Raw genomic sequence first — 25,627 nt, forward strand, 5'->3', positions numbered from 1 at the left:
CGTCTGCTCGACGTACCTGGCGGACCGCGTCGGCGAGGGAGATCGGGTCGGAGTTTTTGTCTCCAAGAACAATTCGTTCCGCCTACCTGCCGATGACACTGCTCCCGTCGTGATGATCGGACCCGGCACCGGTATCGCACCCTTCCGTGCTTTCCTGCACGAGCGTCGCGCACGCAACGCGTCGGGGCAGAATTGGCTTTTCTTCGGCGATCAGCATCAGTCGAGTGACTTCATCTACGAGGACGAGTTGAACGGTCTGACCCGTGACGGTGTCCTGACGCGTCTCGATCTCGCATTCTCGCGTGATCAGTCCGAGAAGATCTACGTCCAGACTCGTATGCGTGAACAGGGCCGAGACTTGTTCGACTGGCTCGAAAACGGTGCGCACGTGTACGTCTGCGGCGACGCGACCCGGATGGCAAAGGGCGTCGACGACGCGTTGCACGAGGTGGTCGCCGAGCACGGTGGGTTGGATGCGGACGCCGCCGAGGATTACGTCAACAACCTCAAACGATCGAAGCGGTATCTACGGGATGTCTACTGAGATGTGCCCGCACCGTGGCGAATGCCGTTGCGCGGCTTTGGCGCGCATGTCGGACCTGGATGCACTGCTTGCGCGTCCGGGTTTCCGCGGCGGACTGATCGACACCGCACCTGAGGTAGTCGGCAAAATGTTGCCGCTCTTGGACGACGCCGTAGCAATCACCGTTGCAGGTCCGGCGGCTGTCAACGACTCGGGCAAGTACGCCGTTCCAACAGTTCCCGGCGATCCGCTGGTCTGCACGCCCGGACTCGTCTCTCTACGTTTGAACCCTTCTACTCTCGGTTCGGTGGTGACCACTGACGCAGAACAGCACCTGCCCCCGACGCTTCGGATGTTCGATACCCACGGATCGAGTTCACACACAACGTATTTGACCCCGAACTCGGATCGTCTCGCCTTCGAAGCGATGCGAACTGCGCCCAACACTGCGAGGGAATCAAGCACTCCCGTCCAGACATCGAATACTCCCGCCTTTTGGGCCGAGGCCGATCAGCTGACACAGCTCGACTTCATCCTCGCGGACAGCGGCACCGAACGTCGTAGCGGCTTGGTCGCTCTGGGTGCCCTCGGCTACCGGCGAGTCGATCCTCACCTCATGGCTGCCGGGATGGAGCACCTGTCCTACCACCAACTGCCCGTCACGAGTGTCGTCGCCGGCAACGGCTGCCTGCAGATCCACCGCGGTGATCTCGACGCCGCAGCCATGTTCGGCGGGACATTGACTCTAGCCGCGGACACCTGCCGAACGATGATCGATCTGAACGGCGTCTCGGAGTGTTGGCTGACACGCACCCACGGAGTGCACGGTTTGACGACGTCTGTCGAGGTGTACGACTTCCGCCGCAAGTGCGTAGCCGTGTTCACTCAGACTGGCCCAACCGAATCCGCGGTCATGAGCGTATGGGAAGACGTCATGAGTTCCATTTCGGCCGCATCCTGAAGACCGAAGTACGACCCATTCGGGTGTAAGAAATCGGCGCATCGCGATAACTGGACGTGACGACCGAAGCCTAGCCTTGGGTTTCGGTCATTTGTCGTGTCTGCACTCGGACGCTGATTCAAGGAGTTATCCATGCCCCGCCCTCTCGTCGAACCGTCGCTGGTCCCGGCTTTGCGCCCGGCGCTGCCTGCATTGGCCGCCGGGGTGCTCGCGGCGGCAGCGTCGGGGGTCGCGATGCTCGGTGCGCTCTGGAGCGTCGTGCAACTCATCGGTGAACCGTCGATGACTTGGGCCGGGTGGGCATGTGGGCTGTGGCTCACCGGGGTAACGCTCGCGGCCACGTCGTCGTGGCTCTCGCATCACGCCGAGTCGCTCTTCGAGGCCAGGCTTCGACGCCAGCTCGCAGCTCATCTCGTTCGACTGCCCGCAAGCACGCTGTCCCGCTACAGCGGAGACGCACTGAGGAGGCTCGTTTCGGACGACATCTCGGCGCTGCACCATATGACTGCGCACCTACCGGCCGAGTTCGCGACACTCATCGTGGTCCCGGCGGTCACGATCGCTGTGCTGGTCGCCTCAGCCGGCCCCGTGGCGCTTCTCGCTCTGGCTCCGGGCATCGTGGCAGCACTGTTCTACTTGTTCGTGATCCCCAGAATGGCCGCTCGGCACAGCGCCGAAAGTGCGGATGTCATGGGAGACATCGCGACCGCCGTGGACGACTATGCCCGCGGTATCCACGTCTGCCGGATCTACGGCGCGCAGACCGGCGCCGCCGCCGACTATGCAGAATCGACAGCACGGTTCACCCGGGGAATGCAGGAGCGCGTTCGACTCGTTGCTACCCCTGCGGCCCTCGCGGTTGCCCTCATGCAGGCGACGGCGACGTTCGCGATCGCCTATACCGTCGGATATCGCTGGGATGCAACGACGTTGGCCGCCACTATTCTCTTCAGCCTCGCAATCGTGACACCGGCCCTGCGGCTCGGGCACGGCCTCGACTACGTCGCGGCTGGACGCGCTGCAGCAGTCCGGCTCGCCGCTGCCCTAGACGAACCCACCCTCCCTGCCGGCGAAGCACTCACCGTTCCGGCGTCGAGTCCCTCCGACCGCCTGGAGATCGTCGACCTGACTGTCATGATCGCGGACCGCAGAGTCGTCGACGGCGTCACGCATGCATTCCGCCCAGCCGCGATCACTGCGATCACGGGACCGAGTGGAGCGGGCAAGTCGACGCTCCTGAAAGCACTGGCCGGCTTCGAGATCCCGGAACTCGGTACCGTCCGCTACGCGGGCCAGAGCGTCGTCACGATCGACGAGAACCTGCGGCCACAGTCCATTCTGCTCACACCCCAGGGCGCAGACGTGTTGCCGGCCACGGTGCGCGAGAACATCGCACTGGCCGCCCCCGATACAACGGACGCGGAATACACCGCCGCACTACGCCGGGCACAGATCGACATCAGCCTCGACACCGACGCCACTTCACTCTCCGGCGGAGAACGTCAGCGAGTCGGGCTCGCTCGGGTATTCCTCTCGCCCGCAGCAGTACTGCTGCTCGACGAGCCGACCAGTGCGCTCGACGATCGGACAGCGGCCGAACTGCTGAAGGAACTGCGCCACTTCGCGCACGACGAAGGAAAGACGATCGTGATCGTCACCCACGACCCTGCTCTTGCAGACGACGCCGACGATCGACTCGACCTCGACAGTCCCAACTCGCACAACGCCGCCTCGCGTAATGCCGCCCTGACTGGAGCCTAATAATGAACAGCGCCAATGCAGCCCGTCGCCGCTTGATCACCATCGGATTCGGTTGGGTGTCCGTTGCTGTCCTCGAGGCGATCGCGTACACCACCCTCGCCCTCTCGATCGCTGATCACCGGTCGCCGGTTCTCGTGCTGGCCACGGCCGCAATCGCTCTCTTCGTGACCGTCCTGGTCTCGCGGGGTGGTTACTTCACCGGGGCTCGACTCGTCGGCGATCTCTACGATGCGCTCGGCGACGCCTTCGCCCGCACCAAGCTGTCGTGGTTCACCGACGACAACCGGGCGCTGCTCGCCACCGTCGCCGGGCGCGGAATCCCGTCACTGATGAGCGTTCCCGCGCACCAACTTCAGACCTTCCTCGTTACGCCACTGATACCGCTGCTCCTACTTCCTGGAGTCGCGGTCGTCGCGGGGCCCGGCGTCATGCTGCTCGTCGGCGGACTGCTCGCCGTGTCGCTCGCGGCTCAGACGCTCGCCCAACGCGCTCTCAGCCGAGCGGACGCGCGCCGGCACGAGGCCGAACTCGCAGCAACGCAGTCGACTCTCGAGCTCACCGATCATCTCGAATTACTGCGCACGGCAGCCGGTCCCACACGTTCCGTCGAACGTATCGAGCGAAGTTGGCGGGATCAGGAAACCGCGCTTGCACGGACCAATCTCGCCGCGGCACCAGCGACATTCATCTCGGCGATCGCCACCATTGTGCCGCTGGCAGGCGCAGTGATCTTCCTCGCCGCCACCGGATTCGACGATCCCGCAGCCGCTCTCGCGCTCGTCATCCTCACCGCCCGCGCCGCTGCCCCGCTCGACGAACTCGCTCTGGCCGGAATCGGAGTCAATGAACTGCGTGCAACGGTTCGCGATTATCGGGCCGCGACTTCGGCTCCCGCACTACCCGAGCCCGCGTCCCAGGACGCCGCGCGCCCTGTTGGAACTGACATCAAGGTCGTCGGAGTGGACCACGCTCCGGTTCTGCGCGGCATCAACGCGGAGATCCCCGCCGGGGAGCGTGTTCTCGTCGCAGGGCGCTCGGGTACGGGGAAGAGCACCCTTCTCGGGCTGCTCATGCGCTTCGACGACCCGGACGAAGGCAGCGTCACTCTGGGTGGAGTTTCATTGCGCGACTTGCCATATGACGACCTGGCTACTCACATCGGCTACGTGCCACAAGATCCACTCGTGTTCTCGGGCACGCTCGGCGAGAACATCGGACTGGGAAGACCGGGCGCTACCGAAACCGAGATCGAGGACGCCGCAAGGCGCGCTGCCCTCGGCGCCGTTCTCGACCGCTCGGCGCTCGGCATTCATCAGGACATCGGTCACCAGGGAACCGCTCTCTCCGGTGGCGAACGTCAGCGGGTGGCGATCGCTCGCGCCTTCCTCAAAGACGCTCCCGTCCTGGTGCTCGACGAGGCGACCTCGGCTCTCGACGAGGGCACCGAGCGCCGCATCGCTAGCGCTGTGCGGGAATTGGCGGCTACCGTCTTCGTCGTCACCCACCGCGACCCCGCCATCTGGGAGCCCACCCGCACGATCACGCTCTGACATCGCAAGCCCTAGTGCTCGCGTTGCAGTCCTTCTACTTCGGCAGGTGTACGACGGACAACCCTTGCAGGCGATCCAGCAGCAACGACGTGATCGGGAATGTCATGCAACACCACACTTCCGGCACCGATCACGGCGTTATGACCGATCGAAACTCCTGCACCGACGGTGACGGAGGCACCGAGCCACGTGTTCTCGCCGATGACGATCGGAGCGGCTCGCTCCCATCCCTCGCGACGCCGTAGATGGTCATCGACAGGGTGCAACGCTGTCATCAGCTGGGCTCCAGGCCCGATCCTCACGTCCGCACCGATCGTGATCAGCGCATCATCCATGAAGAACCCGTTCGCGTTGACGAATGCGTTGGCTCCGAGCCGAATGTTGTATCCGTAGCTGCATTGGAACCGCGGCACCACCAAAGCTCCGTCACCTACCTCACCAAAAAGGCTGGCGAGAGCCCGTGAGCGGACAGCGTCGTCGTCCGCCGCAGCCCCATTGAACGAGTCGAGTCGACGCCAACACTCGAGCCGCCGCTGCCGCAGCTCGTCATCATCGAGATACCACTCACCACGAGCAAGACGATCCGCCTGTTCTCCCACCCGCGGATCGTCGCACACCGCGCCACCGCACTCCGACTGGGCACACCGCACCCCATCGAGCGCTATAACAGGGAGGCTCCAATGCAGCCCGGACGGCGAACGAGATCGCACACCTTTACCGCCGGACCGATCACCCCAGGTTGCGCGGCTTTTTTCGTTCCATCGGTGACCCCAACCCGGGACACCTGCTGTACGAACAACCCGTCGCCACACAATCATGTGGCGACGGGTGAGCGCTTTCCGTTCTCCAGTTGTACGCCTACAGCTTCGCGCTGATGAGCGGCACGATATGTTCAGCCGCCCACATCGTTCCGATCGGACCACCACTCGTGATTGCCCACAGAACATCCCCGCCGTCGGCGGTGCGAGGAGGCAGGCCAACCCAATGACCGGAGGACACAGCGCCGAGTGCGTGGAAGAGCTTCCCGCCGGTCAGCTTGTCGAAATCCTCTTCGCTGCCGGCGGCACTACGGCCGATCAGCAGGAAATCCGCGTCGATATTCTCGAGAAGTTCCTCTCCGACCGTGCTCTGGGTGACGAACTCCTTCGCACGCGGATTCTCGGCGAAACCAAGCTCACCCAGGAATGTTGCCGGCGCCGAACCTGGCGCTGAAAGATACTGCAGCCCATTGCCCGTGCCGTAGAAGATCGCCCAAGTCGCAGTCAGACCCGCGAGTTGCGGGTTCTCCTCACGCACTTTGGCGAAGTACTGATCATGCTCTGCCACAACCTTTTCAGCCGCATTCGAGAGATCGAGGGTCTCGCCCAGAACACGGATCGACTCCTTCCACGGCACGAGCATCCGCGACTTCGTGTCGGGGCTCGTCACCACCGGTGCGATGGAGGACAAACGCTCGTAGTAATCACCCATGGACAAACCACCCAGGCCATCAGCCCAGCCGACGGCGACTATGAGGTCCGGTTCGCTCGCGGCGATCGCTTCGACGGGAAGTGTTCCGCCCATCGCGAACTCGAAGGTGTCGAGATCCTCTGCGTCGTAAGGCAACAAGTACGACTGGGAAGCCGATTCCTTCACCATCGACGAGGAGAGGACGGGTTTGACGCCGAGCGCGAGGAGTATTTCCGTGTCGACGGCATTGGGCACGATGGCGGCGATCCGCTCCGGTCGCTTCTCGAGAATACTTGTACCGTATGGCGATTCCAGGGTCAGCGGGTAGGTAGTCGTTCCTTCCGCAGCTGGAAGGGCGTTCCCCTCCGAACCGGGAGAGGATGCCGTTTTCGAGTCTTCGGCCGAGGCCGAGCACCCGGTTACGAGGAGCGCTGCGGCGAGCGCGGCCCCGATCAGTCCGGTGATCCGTGATCGTCTGGTGCGCAGGACTGTCATTTCTGCCTTTCGGTGTTATCGAACACTTTCGGTGTTGCTGCGGTGAAGGTGTTGGGTGAGCGATGGAGCCAGGTCAGGAATCTGCACGCACGGCCCCGCCGCGTTTCCAGTAGCCGGTGAAATCGATGTCGGTCTTCACAATTCCTCGATCACGAATCAAATGACGACGAAGCGAGCGAACCGTCGCCTGTTCGCCTGCAAGCCAAGCGAATACGCGTCCGTCAGACCATTCGACAGCACTGACCGCGTCGAGCAACAAAGTAGTAGCGCCGGGCTCGGCCCCCTCGTGTGGCAACCACGTGACACTCACTCCGGACAACTCGCGCACCGATTGGATGTGAGCCGAGTCCGCAATTTCGACGAACACATGCCCCCTGGCATCGGCGGGCAATTCCTCGAGCAGACGTGAGATCGCCGGCAACGCGGTCTCGTCACCGACGCCAGCAGATACTCGTGATCTTCCGGGAGTCCCTGCGATACAGAGGGGCCCGCGATGTGCATTCGGTCGCCCGGGCTGGCGTCCCGCGCCCAGGTGGTAGCCACTCCGTCGCCGTGAACGACGAAATCGACGTCGAGTTCCCTTGTTTGCGGATCGTAGCGGCGCACGGTGTATGCGCGGGCAAGCGGACGGCGCCCCGCAGCGAAAGTCACACTGCCGTCGACCATTACCGGCAGGACCGGGTCGGATTCGCCGGGGTAGGTGAACAGCAACCGGATGTCGTCGTCGAAGCCCGAACTCACGAAGGCGGGTTCGGCAATTCCGTCGGCGTTGGTGAAGGTGTCGAGTTGGGCTCCGGTGAGCGTCACTCTCCGCATGCCCGGCGTCACCTCTGTCACCCGATGTACCTCGAGTTCACGCAAGGTAACGGGGTACGCCGTTGTCGGACGGGTGTTTCGGGGCACGGAAAGTCTCCTCGGAAGCGCACAGACGGGGGTCCGGCCCACGTTCGATCACGACGGGAGGGCCAATAAATAAAGCTAGCCTGCCCTAATCAGTTAGTGTTATCCGTGCGTGCCGACTTCTTACACTCATCGGTCGGCTGGAAGAGAATGCATCGACGTCGGGAGGGCATCGTGGGACCACGGTTGGTGTTCCCCGCAGGCGAAGTCCCCGAGATCCCCGCTGCTCGGCTCGCCGCGATCGCGAATGAACGCGAGCCACTGCTGTTCTGGGTACATACCGGGCGCGCAGAACTGCAGATCGGCGGCCGTACCCGCAGTGTGACTGCGGGGGCGGCAATCTGGGTACCGGCGGGAGTCGCGTACAGCATCCGGGTCGATCCGGGCGCGGTCGCATTTCCCATCCCACTGCCCGCGGCCGACCTGCCGCCCGCGTTGAACCGGGTCATCGACTTCGAGATCCCAGCAGACTGGCAGGACTGGCTCGTCCACCAATTCGCGCACAACTTGGGATTTCTTCGGGGTGAGACGGCAGCGGGAGCCGGACTGATCGAGCTTGTCGCGGGTGTTCACTCCGACGGGGACGACAACTCCCCGTCATACTCCCCACCGCGCTTGCCACGCTCGGCCGAAACCCTCGAGATCGCACGCACGCTGCTTCGGACACCATCCGACGACACCGAACTTTCCCGGTTCGCCCAGCAACTCAAGATCGGTGTCCGCACCCTGCAGCGCCGATTCATCGAGGAAACGGGATTGTCATTCGTGCGCTGGCGTACTTCGGCCCGGATCGCGGCAGCGACCTCATATCTGGCCGCCGGCCGCGAAATCGGCTGGACGGGTAGCCAGGTCGGATTCGCGACACCCGCGGGCTTCACCCGCGCCTTCCGAGAACACACCGGCATGACACCCACCGACTACGCACGCGCCAACCGGCGCCCGACGCCGCCCCGTGAAGACGAGACCCTGGCACAGGGCGTTGCATTGTTGTCCGAAGAAGGCGCCCGGTCAGGATCGGCACCAGCACCCCCGACGATCCCCGCAAGTGGAACGTGGGCACGGGTCAACGACTTTCACGTCGTTGTCTGGATCTACCGAGGCTCCGCCCGGGTCACTTTCGGCGACCGAACCTGGAATCTGAGACGGGGTGACGCGATGTGGCTTCCCGCTGGAGTGCGCAACAGCGTCGAGATCGCCGAAGGCTCTTTGTTACTTCCCCTCGGATCCCAGCCGGGTGCCTCTCCCGTCACCGCACCGCCCCCACGTGTGCTGCACTTCGCGCGCGAAGCGCAGGCGTATCTGCTGCACACGGTGGTCGCGAATTACACCCACCTGCGCCCCGAGATCCACGATCCCGCCCGGATCGCGAGGCTGATTCGAAGTGCCGCGGCAGCACCCCTACCCAGCGGCGATCAGGCCGATCCAGTCGAAACGATCCTTGCCGCACTCCGGAAGAACCCCGCCGATTCGCGCACGCTGCCGGATTGGAGCGCTCGGCTCGGCGTCGACGAGGACTTGCTTCACAAACACTTCGTTGCGGCCACCGGCCAGAGCTTCCCGCGCTGGCGCGGTCAGTTGCGGATGACCCTCGCCCGCGCTTATCTCGAGGAGGGTCTCGCGGCCGGAGAGACTGCCCGTCGACTCGGATACGCGCACGCGTCCGGATTCACCAAGGTCTTCATCGCGGCTCACGGCATGTCGCCCCGGGACTACCAGCGCCGCGGATGGCGAGGAACGGTCGAAGGACTCATCGACCCGTGAACCTCCGTCGGATTCACATCTACCGCTCGTCGCCGCCCTTGGATTCCGGCGACAGGGCCGGGAACCAGATGTCGGTCAGAACCTCGGCCGCCTGCATCCGAGTCACGTCGATCGTCCCCTGCACGGCCCAGCGTGTGAAGAATCGCTCCAGCTGGCTCACGAGCAATTCGACGCGCAACCTCGCCTCGTCATGCTGTTCCACCGGCCACCGACCCAGATACTTGGGCATGGCATTCGGTAGTTCGGTCATACCGTCTCGCGCTGTCTCGCGGAACTCCGGTTCGAGTGCCACGGCCTCGTCCCACGCCGGCAGCAGGCGCTTGTTCTCGTCGAACCAGTCGAAGGCACGCTCCAGCCATGCGGTGAACTCCACGCGAGAGTTCGTGTCGAGGACCCGATCGAGATCGATGTAGAAAGCGAACGCACTCGCCGCCATCCCGGCCGCGCCGATCGTCTTGAGCATCTCCACCTTGCTGGCGAAATGCACGTAGAACGTGGCTCTACTGCATCCGACGACCGAGGAGATGTCGTCGACCGTGACAGCCGCGTATCCCCGTTCCTCGAACAGAGTGCGTGCGGCGTCCACGAGTTTGGCCCGCGTCGCGCGTTTCTGCTCGTCGCGAAGGGTTCCCCGCCTGTTCTTCGGGCCATCCGTAGTCGTGCTCACGTCGCCCACCTTGCTCGCATTTCGACTTCCTGGCAAATCACCGACTCACCGTCATCAAAAAACATTGCGTCATTCATTGACACATCGTCAGCGAATGGCGCACTATGACTCAAGTCACTTCTCGGGCTTCGATTCTTCTTCGCGCACGCCCGAGACAGAACAGAAAGCGATGGCGAATGAGCCCCTCCCCCTTGCCGAGCGTCTGCATCATCGGCGCCGGGCCTACCGGAATCACGACGGCCAAGCGAATGAAGGAATTCGGAATACCCTTCGACTGCTACGAAGCGTCCGACGAGGTCGGCGGAAACTGGTACTACAAGAACCCCAACGGAATGTCGGCCTGCTACCAGAGCCTGCATATCGACACGTCGAAGTGGCGCTTGGCATTCGAGGACTTCCCGGTCTCTGCCGACCTTCCCGATTTCCCCCACCATTCCGAACTCTTCCAGTACTTCAAGGACTACGTCGAGCATTTCGGCCTGCGTGAGTCGATCATCTTCAACACCAGTGTTGTTGCTGCAGAGCGTGATGCAAACGGACTGTGGACCATCACGCGCTCGGACGGCGAAGTCCGTACCTACGACGTCCTGATGGTCTGCAATGGTCACCACTGGGATCCCAACATCCCGGATTACCCGGGCGAGTTCGACGGCGTCCTCATGCACAGCCACAGCTACAACGACCCGTTCGATCCGATCGACATGCGCGGCAAGAAAGTTGTCGTGGTCGGAATGGGGAACTCCGGCTTGGACATTGCTTCCGAACTCGGGCAGAGATACCTCGCCGACAAGCTCATCGTCTCGGCACGCCGCGGCGTGTGGGTGTTGCCGAAATACCTGGGCGGCGTGCCGGGAGACAAACTGATCACCCCGCCCTGGATGCCTCGGGGGCTGCGCCTGTTCCTGAGTCGTCGATTCCTCGGCAAGAACCTGGGAACCATGGAGGGCTACGGACTACCCAAGCCGGACCACCGCCCCTTCGAGGCCCATCCATCAGCCAGTGGCGAGTTCTTGGGTCGCGCCGGGTCCGGCGACATCACCTTCAAGCCGGCGATCACCAAACTCGACGGAAAGCAGGTTCATTTCGCCGACGGCACCGCCGAGGACGTCGATGTGGTCGTCTGCGCCACCGGCTACAACATCAGCTTCCCCTTCTTCGACGACCCGAACCTGCTGCCGGACAAAGACAACCGATTCCCCCTCTTCAAACGCATGATGAAGCCCGGAATCGACAACCTCTTCTTCATGGGACTCGCCCAGCCCATGCCGACGCTCGTCAACTTCGCCGAGCAGCAGAGCAAACTCGTTGCCGCCTACCTGACCGGGAAATACCAACTGCCGTCCGCGAACGAGATGCAGGAGATCACCAAGGCCGACGAGGCGTACTTCCTCGCCCCCTATTACAAGTCACCGCGCCACACCATTCAGCTCGAGTTCGACCCGTACGTCCGCAACATGAACAAGGAAATTGCCAAGGGCACCAAGCGTGCCGCGGCCTCGGGGAACAAGCTACCTGTTGCGGCGCGTGCAGCAGCACACGAACTCGAGAAGGCGGATCGCGCATGAGCACGGTGAACGGTCACTGCAACAACGAGTTCGAAGCCGTCCGCACCGCCTTCGAGGCGCAACTCGAATCCGGTGAGGAGTTGGGTGGCTCCATCGCCATCACCGTCGACGGAGAAGCCGTAGTAGACATCTGGGGCGGATACGCCGACGAATCCCGTACCACTCCTTGGGGCCCGGACACCATCGTCAACACCTTCTCCATCACCAAGACCATGACGGCTCTGTGTGCGCTCCTGCTGGTCGAACGCGGCCAATTGGACGTGTACCAGAAGGTTGCTCACTACTGGCCCGACTTTGCGGTAAACGGCAAGGAGGACATCGAAGTTCGCCACCTCCTGTCGCATACGTCTGGCGTCTCCGGTTGGGAGCGCCCGATCGAACTGACGGACATCTACGACCTCGAGACGTCCACCGCTCGCCTCGCTACCCAGAAGCCTTGGTGGACCCCGGGTACGGCGTCGGGCTATCACGCGATCAACTACGGCCATCTCGTCGGTGAAGTCATTCGTCGCATCGACGGTCGGACCCTCGGCAGGTTCTTTGCCGAAGAGCTAGCCGGTCCACTGGGAGCCGACTTCCACATCGGCACGTCCGCAGAGCATTTCGGTCGAATAGCCACCATGGTTCCGCCGCCCGCGTTGGAGTTCGACCTGTCCACGCTCGACCAGGACAGCATCTTCATCAAGACCCTGACCTGCCCACTGCTCGACTACCCCGAGGTCAACACCGCGCCCTGGCGGGAGGCCGAGATCGGCGCAGTCAACGGCCACGGAAACGCACGTTCTATCGCTCGGATCCAATCCGTGATCTCGAACGGTGGTGTGCTCGACGGCCAGAAGCTGCTCTCGCAGAGCACCATCGACCTGATCTTCGAGATCCAAGCCGACGGTATCGACCTCGGGATCATGACTCCGCTCACGTTCGGCATCGGATACGGACTGCCGCACCCGGATACCGCACCCCTGGTTCCCGACGGACGCGCCTGCTGGTGGGCCGGTATCGGCGGCTCGATGCTGGTCAACGATCTGGACCGCCGGATGACTTTCGCCTACGTCATGAACAAGATGGCACCCGGTCTGATCGGGTCCGACCGCAGCAACGCCTATCTGAGCGCCGCGTACAACTCCGAGATCAGCGAGGTCAGTTCATGAAGGCAGCTCAGCTCATGGGGCCTGGTCTCCTCGAGATCAACGACGTGCCGATCCCCGAGATCAGTCCATCGGAACTGCTGATTCGGGTGGGCGCAGCGGGAATCTGCCACTCCGATCTGCACCTCCTGCACTTTCCGTACAAGATGCGCGAAGAACCGCTGACCATCGGCCACGAAATTGCCGGAACGATCGAAGCCGTCGGGAGTGGCGTCGACGGCCGTTCCGTCGGAGAGCGTGGCGTCGTCTACCTCTGTTGGTCGTGTGGCCAGTGCCGAGAATGCATGAGCGGCAACGAGAACATGTGCCTCGCCGCTGGACGCACCGCGATGCCGCCCTGCCCCGGGCTCGGTCCCGAAGGCGGAATGGCCGAGTACGTCAAGATCCCGGCTCGCTCCTTCGTACCCATCGGAGACCTCGACTTCCTGCAGGCCGCACCACTCGCCGATGCGGCACTGACGAGCTACCACGCCATTCGCGGCGCACGCGAACATCTCCAGCCCGGTGCCACCGCCGTCGTGATCGGCGTCGGCGGACTCGGTCACGTTGCAGTACAGATACTTCGGGCAATCAGTGCCGTGCGCATAATCGCCGTCGATGTCGGACAGGATCAACTCGATCTCGCCAAACGTTGCGGCGCCGACATCACGCTCGAATCGGGACCGGACACCGCGCAGCACATCCTCGACCTCACGTCGGCCAGAGGCGCAGAAGTCATCTTCGACTTCGTCGGTATCGACGCAACTGCACAGATGTCCGTTCAAGCGGTTGCGCCGAACGGCGCGTATCGCATGGTAGGTCTCGGAGGCGGAAACCCCGGAATCACTGCCGAAGCTGCCGGCGGACCTGGCTGGCCGTGGGGCGCATCGGTCCGGAAGTCCTATGGCGGCACCAGAAACGACCTCGTCGATTCCATCGCCCTGGCACAGGCCGGTCTGGTAACGGTAGAAGTAGCCCGCTTCGACCTCGCTGATGCCCGCGACGCACTCGACCGTCTCGAACACGGCAAGGTCACCGGACGCGCAGTGCTCGTACCCAAATCTTCGAAAGGCACTTCACGTGACTACTTCCGCTGATACACAAGCATTCATCGCGTCCGTCATGGCTGGGCTGACCGGCCCCGGTGGTCCTTTCGAGATGCAAGTCGAGGATGTACTCGGCAGCTCGATGCCCGTCATGAAGAACCGTGACAAGGCACTCGGCGATGTGCTCGCCGCATCCTTCGATTACGGATCACGCGACTACCTGGTGACCAAGGACCGACGCTTCAGCTACCTCGCGCACGGCGAGGCCGTAGCGGCACTGGCCACTGCGCTGCGCGAGCGTTACGGCGTTCGCAAGGGCGATCGGGTGGGCATCCTCGCCGCCAATACGCCGGAATGGGTGATGACCTTCTGGGCGGCTCAGTCGCTTGGCGCCATCGCCGTCGGGTTCAACTCGTGGTGGGTGGCCCGTGAAGTGCAATACGGCATCGATCACACCACTCCCACCGTGGTGATCGCCGACGCCAAACGCGCACAAGTTCTTTCCGAAGTGAACACCGATGTTCCCGTGCTCACGATGGAAGAAGATCTACCGGCCTTGATGGAGAAGTATTCGGGTTCGGCACTGCCCCGCACGTCCGTCGACGAGGACGATCCGGCCGTCATTCTTTACACGAGCGGAACCAGCGGCCGCCCCAAGGGCGCTGTTCACACTCATCGAAACGTGTTGGCCGTCATCGACTACCACCGCTACAGCGATCGCCTCGCTGCGGCGTTCACCGGCCGACCCAGTGACGGCCGACCCAGTGACTTGCGGTATCTGCTGACCGCGCCGCTGTTTCACATTGCAAGCCTGCATAACCTGGCGATCCCACGACTCGCAACGGGCGGAGCGGTGGTCATCCACCAGGGCGCCTTCGACGTCGACGAAGTCCTTTCCCTTGTCGAACGCGAGAAGGTCACCAACTGGGCGGTGGTCCCCACCATGGCAACCCGTCTCCTCGAACATGGCAGTCTCGAGAAGTACGACCTGACCTCACTGAGCGCCTTTGCACTCGCGTCTGCGCCGTCATCTCCGGCTTTGCAAGACCGCCTGCGCGCGCGACTGCCTTTTGCGCAGCACACCTTGGTCGACAGTTACGGGCTCACCGAATCCTCCACCGGCATTTCGGTTGCCACGCCACCAGAACTCGCCGCGTTCCCCGGAACTCTCGGACGGCCCATCATCGGTGTGAGTGTGGAGGTCCGTGATCCATTCGGTGTTGCGGTTCCCGACGGCGAGGAGGGCGAAATCTGCGCTCGCAGTCCGTATGTGATGTCAGGATACTGGAACGACGAGACTGCAACTGCTGCCGCCATCGGTCCCGACCGATGGCTCCGAACCGGCGACTTCGGAGTTCTCGAAGACGGCCGACTCCGCCTGACGGGCCGCCGGTCCGATCTGATCCTGCGCGGCGGCGAGAACGTCTACCCTCTCGAAATCGAGCAGACTATCGACGAGCATCCCGCGGTACTCGAATGCGCTGTGATCGGCATTGATTCGGCAGACCTCGGCCAAGAAGTGGCGGCCGTTGTCGTTCTTCGCAGCGAGGGAGCGGCGACCGAAGAAGAACTACGCGACTATGTCGCCGAACGACTGGCCTACTTCAAGGTGCCGGTGAAGTGGAAACTGAGCACAACTCCTCTGCCTCGCAATGCAACCGGGAAGACGATACGCACAAAGGTGGCTATCTCATGACCTACGACGCCGTGATCAACAACGGTCTGTGGTTCGACGGCACCGGGGCGAAACCAGCTGTCCGCAATCTGGGTATCAGCGGCGGGCTGGTCACTGCCATCTCCCTCGATCCACTCGACGAAACCGACTGTCCCCGTGTCATCGACGCGCGGCGCAAGTGGGTGATCCCGGGCATCGTGGACATCCACACTCACTACGACGTCGAGATCCTCGAAGGCCCGGCGCTGAGCGAATCTCTCAGACACGGGGTCACGTCGATCTTTGTCGGATCGTGTTCCCTGTCCACCATTCACGCCAGCCCGTCGGACGCCGGCGACCTTTTCGGCCGCGTCGAAGCTATCCCACGCAAGCACGTCGTCGAAGCACTCACGCGGGCCAAGACCTGGAACTCCGCGAGAGAGTATGTTGCTGCACTCGAGGCGCTTCCGCTAGGTCCCAACATTGCAGCCTTCATCGGACACTCCGACATGCGAGCCGCCGAGATGGGACTGGATCGTGCTACCAGGAAGGACGTGCACCCCACCGACACCGAACTCGCGTCGATGGAAGCGCAGTTGACCGAAGCTCTCGACGCAGGATTCGTCGGGATGTCCAGTCAGCAATTGTTGTTCGACAAACTCGACGGTGAGACCTGCCGATCACGCACGCTGCCGTCGACGTATGCAACCACGAAAGAACGACGCCGACTCAATGCGATCCTGCGCCGCCGAGGACGGGTATTTCAGGCCGGACCTGACCTCTCCAACCCGATGAGTACCGGAGCGATGGCGTTCTCCAGCGCGGGTATCTGGCGTAAGCGACTCAAGACGAGCATGCTTTCGGCGGCCGACATCAAGTCCAACAAGTTGGCCGTGGTGATCCTCGGCCCACTGGCACACTTGGTCAATCGACTCGGCGGCGACCTGCGCTGGCAGCACCTGCCAGTTCCCTTCGAGGTATATGCCGACGGCATCGACCTGGTTGTCTTCGAGGAGTTCGGATCCGGCGCTGCAGCACTGCATCTGACCGACGAGATGGAACGCAACGTCCTGATGCAGAGTGAGAAGTACCGTCGACAGTTCCGCAAGGACTACGATCAAAAATTCGGCGTCCAAGTCTGGCACCGCGACTTCTTCGACGCCGAAATCGTTTCCTGCCCCGACGAATCCCTTGTCGGCAAGAGCTTCGGGCAGGTCGGCGTCGAACGAGGCGGCCTCCACCCTGTCGATGCATTCCTGGATCTGGTCCTCGAACACGGCACGAAAGTGCGTTGGCGCACAACCATCTCGAACCACCGACCGGAGATTCTGAACAAGTTCGCCCAGGACAACGGTGTCCAACTCGGGTTCTCCGACGCCGGAGCGCATTTGCGCAACATGGCGTTCTACAACTTCGGCTTACGACTGCTACGACGTGTCTACGATGCCCAAAAGGTCGGCCGTCACTTCATGACCGTCGAGGCAGCGGTGCATCGCCTCACCGGCGAACTCGCCGAGTGGTACGACGTCGATGCCGGGCACCTTCGATTAGGTGACCGCGCCGATCTGGTTGTGATCGATCCCGCCCATCTCGACGATTCACTCGAGGCGTACGCCGAAAGTCCGGTCGCGGAGTACGACAACCTCTCCCGCATGGTCAATCGCAACGATCAGACCGTCACCGCAGTGTTCGTCGGCGGCGAGTACGTCTTCGGCCACGGAGAAGCAGCACCCGTTCTCGGCAACCGCCGAACCGGAAAGTTCTTGAAAGCAGGTGCCCATTAACACGTCCAGATTTGCCGGCAAAACCGCGGTTGTCACCGGCGCAGCATCAGGTATCGGTGCAGCCATCGCACTACGACTTATCGGCGAAGGCGCACAGGTAGCCGGAATAGACATCGATGCAGAGGGTTTGAAGGAGATAGCCTCCCAGCACAGCGCGTCTTTCCTCGCCGTTCCCGCTGACGTCACCAAGGAATCCGATGTTGCCGAGGCTATTGCCGCTGCGGCAGCGGAATTCGGCGGTATCGATCTGGCTTTCAACGTTGCCGGGGCGTCGAGGGTGGGGCAGATCGTCGACCTCGACGAGGCCGACTGGGACTTCACCATCGACCTGGTGCAGAAGGGCGTCTTCCTCTGCACCAAACATGAAGCGCGGCATATCCGAGAGCACGGTCGCGGTGGTGCGATAGTCAACGTGTCCTCATTGAACGCGCACGTACCGAGCCCCTACGGGAGCGCGTACGCGACAGGCAAAGCCGGGGTCGAGATGTTCAGCAAGAATGCCGCGATCGAACTCGCTGCGTCGGGGATCCGGGTCAATGCCGTTCTACCCGGCCTGGTCGACACGCCACTGGTCGCGCCGGTCATGAACTACGAACCCGCCCGCGACATGTTTCTCAGCCGAATTCCCATGTCCCGAGCGGCAACTCCCGACGAGATCGCAGGCCCCTGCCTCTATCTCGCCAGCGACGACGCCTCGTACATCACCGGAACCAGTCTGGTCGTCGACGGCGGCTGGGAGGTCTCGAACTACCCGGATCTGACGACGCTGGGCAACTAGGTTCAGTTGCCGGGCAACACACATTGAGTATCGAGGCCGAGGACGTGGTTGAGCCGGCCGAAGGCCAACCACGATCCGAGGCACATGCTCAACTCGACGATTTCTCGCTGGGAGTAGTGAGCTGTCATACGTTCCCAGAACTCGTCGTCGAGCCCGTGGTGGTCGAGGGCGTATCTCTCGGCGTATTCGGCAGCGAGGCGCGTCCTGTCGTCGAAGGCATCTGTGGTGCGCCAGTCGGTGACAGCCTGATCGAACGTCGACTCCACAGTCTCGCCGTCACGCTCGGTGCGCCAGTCCTGACAGAAGATGCACCCGTTGATCTGAGCGATCCGAAGCCTGGCCGCCTCGAACTCGCGGAGTCCGAGAGTGCCTTCCGTGTAGACCTTTTGGGAGAACCCGGCGGCCGCGGGCCCGATGCCGGGAACCATCTCGCCCCACACGTAGCCGATCGGGTTCTTGCCTTCGGGTATGTCGATATTCATGTGAGTACCTCCGAGTTTCGGGCACCGAGCTTGCCGACGCCGGCTGTAAGCGGAACGTCCAGCGCGTCGTAAAGGCCGGGTTCAGCCTTACGTAGCCACGGAATTGCGTTGACGAGACGTCCTACGGCCGTGGCATTTCCACCGGCCGCGCGGTTTCCACCTTCATCGGTGGCTTCGACGTTGATCTCGATTCGTGGTCGTCCTTCGACGATCACCTTGTGCGCGCCGTCGCCTCCGTCTGGCGGGAGCGGCCAGTCGCGGGCACAGGACGGATGAATACGCGTGACGTGTTCGATCACGATCAGGGGTTCCCCGCCGACGATTCCCTGAACCTCGAATCGCAGTGCGCCTTGGGTGCCGGCCGCGAACTCCCCCATATGTTCGGTCGACACGGTTTCCTCGAGCGGGCGGCGCAGCAAGGTCTCGCGGATCTCGTCGAGTTCCACCCCGAGCGCTCGGGCGATGAGCCGAATCTGCCCGCCCCAGACCATGGTGGGAACACTGGGCGCGACCATCGGAGGTTCGTAGTCCATCGGCTGACCCATCCCGATCAGGTAGCGGACAGAATCCGGCTGTTCGTAGGTCGTGTAGTCGAAGATTTCCTGACACCGGATCTGGTCGATTGTCCCCGCGAGCCCGCTGACGAGAATCGGCAGGATGTCGTTGCCCCAGCCTGGGTCGATACCGGAGACGAACAGAGCGCCGCCGCCCGCCTTGGCAGCAGCTTCAACGGGATCACGAAGTTCGGGAGGCGCAGATTTCGGGTCGTACAGCGCATACACCGACGGCGTGACCACTACAGCTCCAGCGGCCAGCGCCCGCGTGATGTCGGCAACAGCGTCATCGGGCCGAATGTCGCCGGACGCCGCGTAGACCACCGCGCCGGGGGACGCTGCGAGCACGGCATCGGCGTCGTCGGTAGCCGCGACGCCCAGGTGCACTCCCAGATCCGCGAGGTCACCGGCGTCTCGCCCGACCTTTGCAGGGTTGGCAACGATGACGCCGACAAGTTCGAGGGCAGGATTGGCTGTCACAGCGCGAATCGATGCACGCCCGACGTTGCCGGTACCCCACACGACAGTCGGAATCTTGGACTCGGCTTCATTCGAAACTGCACCCATCAATCGGACATTACCCAGCTCAGCGCGTCAGGTCAGCAGAACTGCAAGAATTCGTTTCACTTCACCCGGTCAAAAATGCCATTGCCTGCGCAGTCAGTGCACCGTCACCCCGCCTCCGGTACGTCTCGGCGGGTCGGCCGTTACCTGGCCTGCTCATCTCGCCGGTACTTTCGAGCGCGTCGAACACCTGCCGGCGGAAGCTGTCCTTCTGGAACGGACGATCGAAGATCACCTCGTACAGTCCCCGAAGTTCGGCGACGGTGAACGTCCCGCCCGACAATCCGTCCGGATCCACGTACGACGCATACCTCGTGCGTAGGTCCGTGACCGCGAGTCGCACCATGTCGGCGTGATCGAATGCGAGTCCGCTCACTGCCTCGTCGTCGTACACATCGACGAGAAGCGCCGAATCGGGCAGTGCCGATTCCGGTAGGCAAGCCGTGTGTGCGACCGACAAAACCCATCCACGGTCGTCGCGGTCCGGTCGGTCGAAGATCGCCAACTGGTGAAAGCTCGTCTGGGCCAACTCTGCCTTGACCGACAGGGCACGATCGGCTGCGGCCGTGAGCAATTCGCGTTCGTGCAGAAATGTTCCCGGTAGCGCCAGCGCACCGAGACGGTGCCGAACCACCAGAACTTTCAGAGATCCACCGCTGTACGTCAGCACCGCGACGTCCACTGCCACAGACGGACGCGGATAGTCCGTCAATCGCTTGCCGCTCGTGTCTGTCCATTTATTCACCCTTGCATGTTATCTCAAATATGATCTATGGTTAGCGCAAAGTTGATCAAACGATCATCGCGAACCGAAGAGGTGGCTATGAAACTCACCGCACAGCAGTCCGATCGAGCGGCCGGCGTTCTGCTCGGCACCGCAGCAGGAGACGCACTCGGCGCCGGCTACGAATTCACCTATCCGAAGGCCGAGATCGACATCGACATGATCGGTGGCGGCCCGTTCAACTGGGCACCGGGAGAATGGACCGACGACACCTCGATGGCAGTTGCGATCGCCGAGGTGGCCGCTACCGGAATCGACATCGTAAGCTCTGGCGGTCTTGATGCCATTGCAGCACAGTTCATCCGGTGGTACGACTCGACGCCCGCGGACATCGGCAACCAGACGCGAGCAGTGTTGTCTGCCCGCTCCGAAAGCGCAGCGGCGATGGCGGATCGTGCGCGGGCGATCAGCGGCCGCAAGGCCGGCAACGGCTCGCTCATGCGGACTGCTCCCGTCGCCCTCTCCTACTTGGACGATGCAGAAGGTGCCATGGCGGCCGCGCACCGGATCAGTTCACTCACGCACGACGACCCGCGTGCCGGACAGGCGTGTGAGTTGTGGACCCATGCCATCCGCCATGCCGTTGTCGCCGGCAACTTCGACGGCGTTCGAGGCTTCCTCTCCGTTGCCGATCAGGAGGTAGCCGAATACTGGGGCCCGCTGCTCGATCAGGCCGAAACCGGGAACCCGCAGGACTTCTCCAAGAACGGTTGGGTGGTGCATGCACTTCAGACTGCTTGGTGGGCCATCACTTCCACGGACAATGCCGACGCTCGCCACCTCCAGTACGCATTGGAAGCAGCCGTACGAGCCGGCGGGGACACCGACACGACTGCGGCCATCGCGGGTGGCCTTCTCGGCGCCCGTTGGGGAGCGTCGGCGGTTCCCGCCCGCTGGCGCCGAATCATGCACGGCTGGCCGGGATACCGTTCCTCCGATCTGGTTCGCCTGGCGATCAAGACTGCTCGCGGCGGTACCGACGACCAGAACGGATGGCCGTCGACCGCAGAACTCGATTACTCGAAATTCCGCGGAACCCACCACCTGACCACACATCCGCATGACGACGGCGTGATGCTCGGCGGCGTCGATGCGGTGTCCACTGCAGACTACGACGCCGTGGTCAGCCTGTGCCGCATGGGAACACGGCAGGTCAGCTCCGATCACGTCGAGTTCTGGTTGGTCGACGACGGTCACGATTCCAACGCCAACCTCGAGTTCGTTATCGACGACGCAGCGCGCACCGTCCAGGCGTTGCGGGCCGAGGGAAAGCGCGTACTCCTTCATTGCGTTCAGGCGCACAGTCGCACACCGTCGGTTGCGGCGCGATACTCGATGTTGATCGGACGTGACCCCTACGACGTACGCTCGGCTATGCCGTGGGCTCGCCCGAAGCGTGAACTCTGGAACACGGCAGTCGGAAACACGGCAGTCGGAAACACGGCCGTCGGAAACACAGCCGTCGGGTACACAGGAGGATCCATGCCCGCTATTACCGTCGTCGAAGGTGACATCACGACGCTGACTGTCGACGCCATCGTCAATGCGGCCAACTCCAGGCTCCTCGGCGGTGGCGGTGTCGACGGCGCGATCCACCGAGCCGGAGGACCGGAGATCCTGAAGGCCTGCGAGGTATTGCGCAACACCAGCCTTCCCGACGGCCTCCCGGTGGGTGCGGCCGTGGCCACCACCGCGGGAAAGCTCCACGCCAAGGCCGTGATTCACACCGTCGGCCCGAGGTATTCGCGCTCCGAGGACCGATCCGGATTGCTTCGGTCGGCGTACACCCGCAGTCTCGCCGTTGCCGACTCGATCGGCGCACGAACCGTCGCCTTTCCGTTGATCTCGGCAGGGGTTTACGGCTGGCCGAAGGAAGATGCGGTCCGACAGGCCGTTTCAGCGATTCGCACGGCGAAGACCGAGGTCGAGACGGTCACACTGGTCGCATTCAACAAGGAGACGGCAGAACTGATGCGCCGCGCGATCGCCTGACCGTTTACCGGGCCCACTTCACGCCACGTCAAAGCAGTGCAGAGCGGTCAGTGAAGTGGAGAAATTTCGCCGGTTGGACGTTTGTCCAACAATTTGTCCGAATCGCATATTTTGCGGGTCGCTCTGTGTTCTACTCCTCTCCAGGGTTTGAGCTGGTGGTGAGCAAACGACGAAGACGTATTCGCTTCTCTGTCAGCTCGAGGCCGGTTCCCGGACCCGGCTTCAAGCCGAGAGCTCGATTTTTTCGAGCGCTACTCAAGGAGAATGTGAATGGTGTCGACGTTGATGCGCCGAGGAGTAGGGGTGGCCGCATCCTTGACCGGATGCGTTGCCCTGGTCGTCGGCGGAGCGGGAGTTTCATCCGCCGCTGATGTGAACCTTCCGTTCACGGCATCGTGTCACGGGTGGCAGTTCCCCGGTCCGATCACACACAACGAGACGCGTGATTCCGGCGTCACGATCAGTGCCCCGACCGTGGTTCCGCCGAACTCGACATTCACCTACCGACTCGCCCCCAAGCCGATGACGGTCCCCAATGACGGCTACGACCTCAGGTCCGTCGTGAACTGGACGCGTCTCAAGTTCGATTTCGACATCCCTGCAGGCACCTCCTACGTGGGGGCGCAGATCGTGGCCGGCACCAGCTCGAATCTGGGTGGGGTCGCCCCGACGATCACGCGGGTGAACGATGCCGGTTCACCCGATCCGAATGGGACGCATCTTCGTATCTCCGGCAACAACATCACGGCGGGCAACGGACCCAACACCGACGACAACGGCGGCGGCGGAATCGAGGTCGGTGGAGGAAAGACGTTCCAGCTCCCGGCAGTCGACGTCACCGTCACGTCAGGGGCTGTGGGAACCCAGATCAAGCCCATGCTCCGCGTTTCCGACACCAACTCCGGTTCCTACGACAGTGCCGCCAACTACCTGACTTTCCTGCAACAGGAGACACTGCTCGGTGGCGTCAAATACTGGCTGACCACCAATTGCTCACCACGCGACAATCGTTCGGCCGGATTGAACGCAGGCGGCCAGCCGCTCGCCGTGATCAATGTCGACTCCAGTCTCGCTCAGACACAGACGCGAATCGACGCACCCGGTAAAGCTGTCGTCGGTGACTCCGTGGAGCTGACGGCAACGGTCACTCCGTGGCCGTCGGGAGGAACAGTGCAGTTCCGTGACGGAGGGGTCGACCTCGGCGCTCCGGTGGCCGTCGTCAACGGTGTCGCAAAGGCCAACCGCACGATGACAACAGCGGGCGACCACAACATCACGGCGTACTACACGGGATCTGCCGGTTTCATGGAATCGATGTCGGGCGCCGTGACGATCAACGTGGTCGAACCGTCCGAGCCCGAGCCTGGCACCGGTAGCCTCGGCAGCCTTGGTACCCCCGGATTCGGGTCGTGAAAACTGTGAACAGAAACCAGGATTCGTCGATGAACTCGAAACTCCTACGCGGCTCTGCGATTGCAACCGTCTCGGTACTGGCCGGCGGGCTGTTCTCCATCGTCGGCGGCGGGACCGCCTCTGCTGCCCCCGAGACCAAGAGCGTGGCCTTCACAACTGCATGCCATGTGCGCGAGATGGACGGTGCGGCAAGTCCGATCACATTCAACGAGACGCTCGGCTCGGGGGTCACCATCACCGCACCGACCACCGCGGCACCAGGTGAGACCGTCACCTACCGCGTGCAGCCGAACGAGATGAAGGCAAACAGCGGCGGCCATGCCAGCCGTGGAGTCGTGCATTGGGCCCGGATCAAGTACGACTTCGACATCCCGTCGGGCGTCGAATTCGTGAGTTCCCAGCTTGTGGCGGACAGTGCGTACGGCCTCGGATCCGACAGTGCCACTCCAACAGTCGCACAGATCGACGACGGCGGTAATCCATCGGCATCCGGTACGCACCTGCGTATCTCCGGATCGAATCGGACCATCGGAAACGGTCCGTCCTCCGCGGTTCGATCGAGTGACGGCATCATCGTCGGCGCCAACACCAAGTTCCGACTCCCCGCAGTCGACGTCACAGTCAAAGCCGGTGCGGCTGGTAGCGAGATCAAACCTTCGCTGCGAGTTTCCGATCCCGGCTCCGCCAACTACGACGACGACCGAAATGCGCTCACATTCGTCCAGCGCGAGAAGGATGTCTTCACAGTCAACTACTGGGAGCGCTACAACTGCTCCCCGCGGGACAACAGGAACTCCGGCCTCAACGCCGGTGGGCAGGCCCTGACCACCATCTACGTCAGCCAACCGACAACCACCACAATCCAGATGCCCGACTCGATCCAAGCCAGCACACCGACAGAGCTTGTCGCAAAGGTGGATCCGGCGCCGGTCAACGGAAACGTGCAGTTCAGGGTGGACGGCGCTGACGTCGGTACACCTGTCACGCCCGGTGCCGACGGCACTGCCCGGCTACCGCATACCTTCTTCACCGCCGGAACCGCGCGGGTCTCCGCAACGTTCCAGGGAGTCAACGGATTCCAGAGTTCCAACTCGACAGAGGCGATGGTCACGGTGACTGCCGCACCTGTCGTCAAGCAAACCGACACTGCCGTGAACGTTCCTACCGATGCAAAGACGGGCGTATCGGTGTCGCTGAGGGCGCAGGTCACGCCGACCCCCACTGGTGGCACTCTCCAGTTCAAGGATGGCGCTGCAAATATCGGTGCCCCGATCCCGGTGGGCGCTGACGGAAAAGCCACTCTGGAACACGCATTCACCTCGGCCGGATCTCATGCAGTGTCGGCCTACTACTCCGGCGCAACAGGATTCATGCCGTCGATGGCATCGGCCCAAACCGTCACCGTGTCTGATCCCGCGCCGTCCGATGTCACCACCTCGACCTCACTGGCAGCTCCCGCGACGGCCAAGCAGAATGTCGCGGCAGAACTTTCCGCAACGGTCAGTCCTAATCCGGGCGGGGGTTCGGTTCAGTTCTTCGACGGTGACCAACCCATCGGACAACCCGTTGTCGTCGGAGTCGACGGTGTGGCGCGACTGACGCACACTTTCGCATCGACGGGCGATCATCCGATCAAGGCGGCATACGCCGGGCGAAGCGGATTCACGCAGTCTGCGTCGGACGAATCCGTCGTAAAGGTTTCTGCTGCGCCTGATGATGGCGGAAACGGCGGCTCGGGCAGCCTCGGTTCGCTGGGCGGTCTCTTCGGTTCCTGATCGCATTTCTCTCGACACTGTTGCCGCTGCACCGATTCGGAG

The 25,627-nt window shown here is 62.8% G+C and carries 21 protein-coding genes and 1 pseudogene; 14 read left to right on the forward strand and 8 right to left on the reverse strand.

The genetic code is table 11. The features are described from left to right. From ABX74_RS18615 to ABX74_RS18630, 4 genes and pseudogenes are all read left to right on the forward strand, one after another. Positions 1 to 544: pseudogene (locus ABX74_RS18615) on the forward strand (sulfite reductase subunit alpha); the annotation flags it as partial. Positions 545 to 590: 46 nt separating this feature from the next. Beyond that, positions 591 to 1,484 carry a hypothetical protein gene (locus ABX74_RS18620; protein ID WP_047889458.1) on the forward strand — a complete coding sequence of 298 codons (894 nt, stop codon included), beginning with the start codon at positions 591 to 593 and terminating at the stop codon, positions 1,482 to 1,484. Positions 1,485 to 1,616: 132 nt separating this feature from the next. Beyond that, positions 1,617 to 3,245 (forward strand): ATP-binding cassette domain-containing protein, encoded by a 1,629-nt coding sequence (locus ABX74_RS18625; RefSeq protein WP_047889428.1) that lies wholly within the window; start codon positions 1,617 to 1,619, stop codon positions 3,243 to 3,245. Between the two features lie 2 nt (positions 3,246 to 3,247). Beyond that, the gene (locus ABX74_RS18630; protein ID WP_047889429.1) at positions 3,248 to 4,795 is read left to right on the forward strand and encodes an ABC transporter ATP-binding protein; all 1,548 of its coding nucleotides are present in this window, start codon (positions 3,248 to 3,250) and stop codon (positions 4,793 to 4,795) included. A gap of 11 nt (positions 4,796 to 4,806) precedes the next feature. Here ABX74_RS18630 and ABX74_RS18635 read toward each other — a convergent pair whose 3' ends face one another. The 4 genes from ABX74_RS18635 to ABX74_RS18645 form a co-directional block, all read right to left on the reverse strand. Then, a complete protein-coding gene (locus ABX74_RS18635; RefSeq protein WP_047889459.1) occupies positions 4,807 to 5,394 on the reverse strand; it encodes a sugar O-acetyltransferase in 588 nt (195 codons plus the stop codon). Between the two features lie 259 nt (positions 5,395 to 5,653). Then, a complete protein-coding gene (locus tag ABX74_RS18640; RefSeq protein ID WP_047889430.1) occupies positions 5,654 to 6,739 on the reverse strand; it encodes an ABC transporter substrate-binding protein in 1,086 nt (361 codons plus the stop codon). A 73-nt stretch (positions 6,740 to 6,812) separates the two neighbouring features. Then, positions 6,813 to 7,160 carry a siderophore-interacting protein gene (locus ABX74_RS30650; RefSeq protein ID WP_223257961.1) on the reverse strand — a complete coding sequence of 116 codons (348 nt, stop codon included), beginning with the start codon at positions 7,158 to 7,160 and terminating at the stop codon, positions 6,813 to 6,815. Beyond that, positions 7,046 to 7,642, reverse strand: a complete 597-nt coding sequence (locus ABX74_RS18645) for a siderophore-interacting protein (RefSeq protein ID WP_223257962.1) — start codon at positions 7,640 to 7,642, stop codon at positions 7,046 to 7,048. Before ABX74_RS18645 ends, ABX74_RS30650 begins: the two co-directional genes overlap by 115 nt. Before the next feature lie 171 nt (positions 7,643 to 7,813). Between ABX74_RS18645 and ABX74_RS18650 the strand changes: the two genes are divergently transcribed. Continuing rightward, on the forward strand, positions 7,814 to 9,400 hold the full coding sequence (locus ABX74_RS18650) for a helix-turn-helix transcriptional regulator (RefSeq protein ID WP_047889431.1): 1,587 nt from the start codon (positions 7,814 to 7,816) through the stop codon (positions 9,398 to 9,400). Between the two features lie 19 nt (positions 9,401 to 9,419). Here ABX74_RS18650 and ABX74_RS18655 read toward each other — a convergent pair whose 3' ends face one another. Beyond that, positions 9,420 to 10,076 (reverse strand): TetR/AcrR family transcriptional regulator, encoded by a 657-nt coding sequence (locus tag ABX74_RS18655; protein ID WP_021333340.1) that lies wholly within the window; start codon positions 10,074 to 10,076, stop codon positions 9,420 to 9,422. Between the two features lie 167 nt (positions 10,077 to 10,243). Here ABX74_RS18655 and ABX74_RS18660 point away from each other — a divergent pair, with 167 nt between their 5' ends. The 6 genes from ABX74_RS18660 to ABX74_RS18685 are packed head-to-tail and all read left to right on the forward strand — an operon-like array spanning position 10,244 to position 18,021. Further along, positions 10,244 to 11,632 (forward strand): flavin-containing monooxygenase, encoded by a 1,389-nt coding sequence (locus ABX74_RS18660; protein WP_175470368.1) that lies wholly within the window; start codon positions 10,244 to 10,246, stop codon positions 11,630 to 11,632. After that, positions 11,629 to 12,783: a serine hydrolase domain-containing protein gene (locus ABX74_RS18665; RefSeq protein WP_047889432.1), complete on the forward strand. Its 1,155-nt coding sequence runs from the start codon at positions 11,629 to 11,631 to the stop codon at positions 12,781 to 12,783. Before ABX74_RS18660 ends, ABX74_RS18665 begins: the two co-directional genes overlap by 4 nt. Further along, entirely contained in the window at positions 12,780 to 13,856 is a 1,077-nt protein-coding gene (locus ABX74_RS18670; RefSeq protein WP_047889433.1) for an NAD(P)-dependent alcohol dehydrogenase, read from the forward strand. Before ABX74_RS18665 ends, ABX74_RS18670 begins: the two co-directional genes overlap by 4 nt. Then, the gene (locus ABX74_RS18675; protein WP_047889434.1) at positions 13,840 to 15,501 is read left to right on the forward strand and encodes a class I adenylate-forming enzyme family protein; all 1,662 of its coding nucleotides are present in this window, start codon (positions 13,840 to 13,842) and stop codon (positions 15,499 to 15,501) included. The genes ABX74_RS18670 and ABX74_RS18675 overlap by 17 nt, the downstream gene beginning before the upstream one ends. Continuing rightward, complete coding sequence (locus ABX74_RS18680) at positions 15,498 to 17,243, forward strand: N-acyl-D-amino-acid deacylase family protein (protein WP_047889435.1); 1,746 nt, start codon at positions 15,498 to 15,500, stop codon at positions 17,241 to 17,243. The genes ABX74_RS18675 and ABX74_RS18680 overlap by 4 nt, the downstream gene beginning before the upstream one ends. Next, positions 17,233 to 18,021: an SDR family NAD(P)-dependent oxidoreductase gene (locus tag ABX74_RS18685; RefSeq protein WP_020971227.1), complete on the forward strand. Its 789-nt coding sequence runs from the start codon at positions 17,233 to 17,235 to the stop codon at positions 18,019 to 18,021. Before ABX74_RS18680 ends, ABX74_RS18685 begins: the two co-directional genes overlap by 11 nt. Before the next feature lie 2 nt (positions 18,022 to 18,023). On the opposite strand, the gene ABX74_RS18690 is transcribed toward ABX74_RS18685, so the two are convergent. The 3 genes from ABX74_RS18690 to ABX74_RS18700 form a co-directional block, all read right to left on the reverse strand. Further along, the gene (locus tag ABX74_RS18690) at positions 18,024 to 18,503 is read right to left on the reverse strand and encodes a carboxymuconolactone decarboxylase family protein (protein WP_020909587.1); all 480 of its coding nucleotides are present in this window, start codon (positions 18,501 to 18,503) and stop codon (positions 18,024 to 18,026) included. After that, the gene (locus ABX74_RS18695; RefSeq protein ID WP_047889436.1) at positions 18,500 to 19,624 is read right to left on the reverse strand and encodes a dihydrodipicolinate reductase; all 1,125 of its coding nucleotides are present in this window, start codon (positions 19,622 to 19,624) and stop codon (positions 18,500 to 18,502) included. Before ABX74_RS18695 ends, ABX74_RS18690 begins: the two co-directional genes overlap by 4 nt. 61 nt (positions 19,625 to 19,685) lie before the next feature. Then, complete coding sequence (locus ABX74_RS18700; RefSeq protein WP_047889437.1) at positions 19,686 to 20,366, reverse strand: NUDIX hydrolase; 681 nt, start codon at positions 20,364 to 20,366, stop codon at positions 19,686 to 19,688. 78 nt (positions 20,367 to 20,444) lie between these two features. Between ABX74_RS18700 and ABX74_RS18705 the strand changes: the two genes are divergently transcribed. The 3 genes from ABX74_RS18705 to ABX74_RS18715 all read left to right on the forward strand — a co-directional run bounded on the left by ABX74_RS18705 (position 20,445) and on the right by ABX74_RS18715 (position 25,585). Then, positions 20,445 to 22,397: an O-acetyl-ADP-ribose deacetylase gene (locus tag ABX74_RS18705; RefSeq protein WP_047889438.1), complete on the forward strand. Its 1,953-nt coding sequence runs from the start codon at positions 20,445 to 20,447 to the stop codon at positions 22,395 to 22,397. A 303-nt stretch (positions 22,398 to 22,700) separates the two neighbouring features. Then, positions 22,701 to 23,810, forward strand: coding sequence for an Ig-like domain-containing protein (locus ABX74_RS18710; protein ID WP_021333332.1), 1,110 nt, complete (start codon positions 22,701 to 22,703; stop codon positions 23,808 to 23,810). A gap of 29 nt (positions 23,811 to 23,839) precedes the next feature. Beyond that, complete coding sequence (locus ABX74_RS18715) at positions 23,840 to 25,585, forward strand: Ig-like domain-containing protein (protein ID WP_223257963.1); 1,746 nt, start codon at positions 23,840 to 23,842, stop codon at positions 25,583 to 25,585. Positions 25,586 to 25,627 lie beyond the last annotated feature (42 nt).

Source organism: Rhodococcus sp. ARP2, assembly GCF_001029585.1.
Taxonomy (GTDB): Bacteria; Actinomycetota; Actinomycetes; order Mycobacteriales; family Mycobacteriaceae; genus Rhodococcus_F; species Rhodococcus_F erythropolis.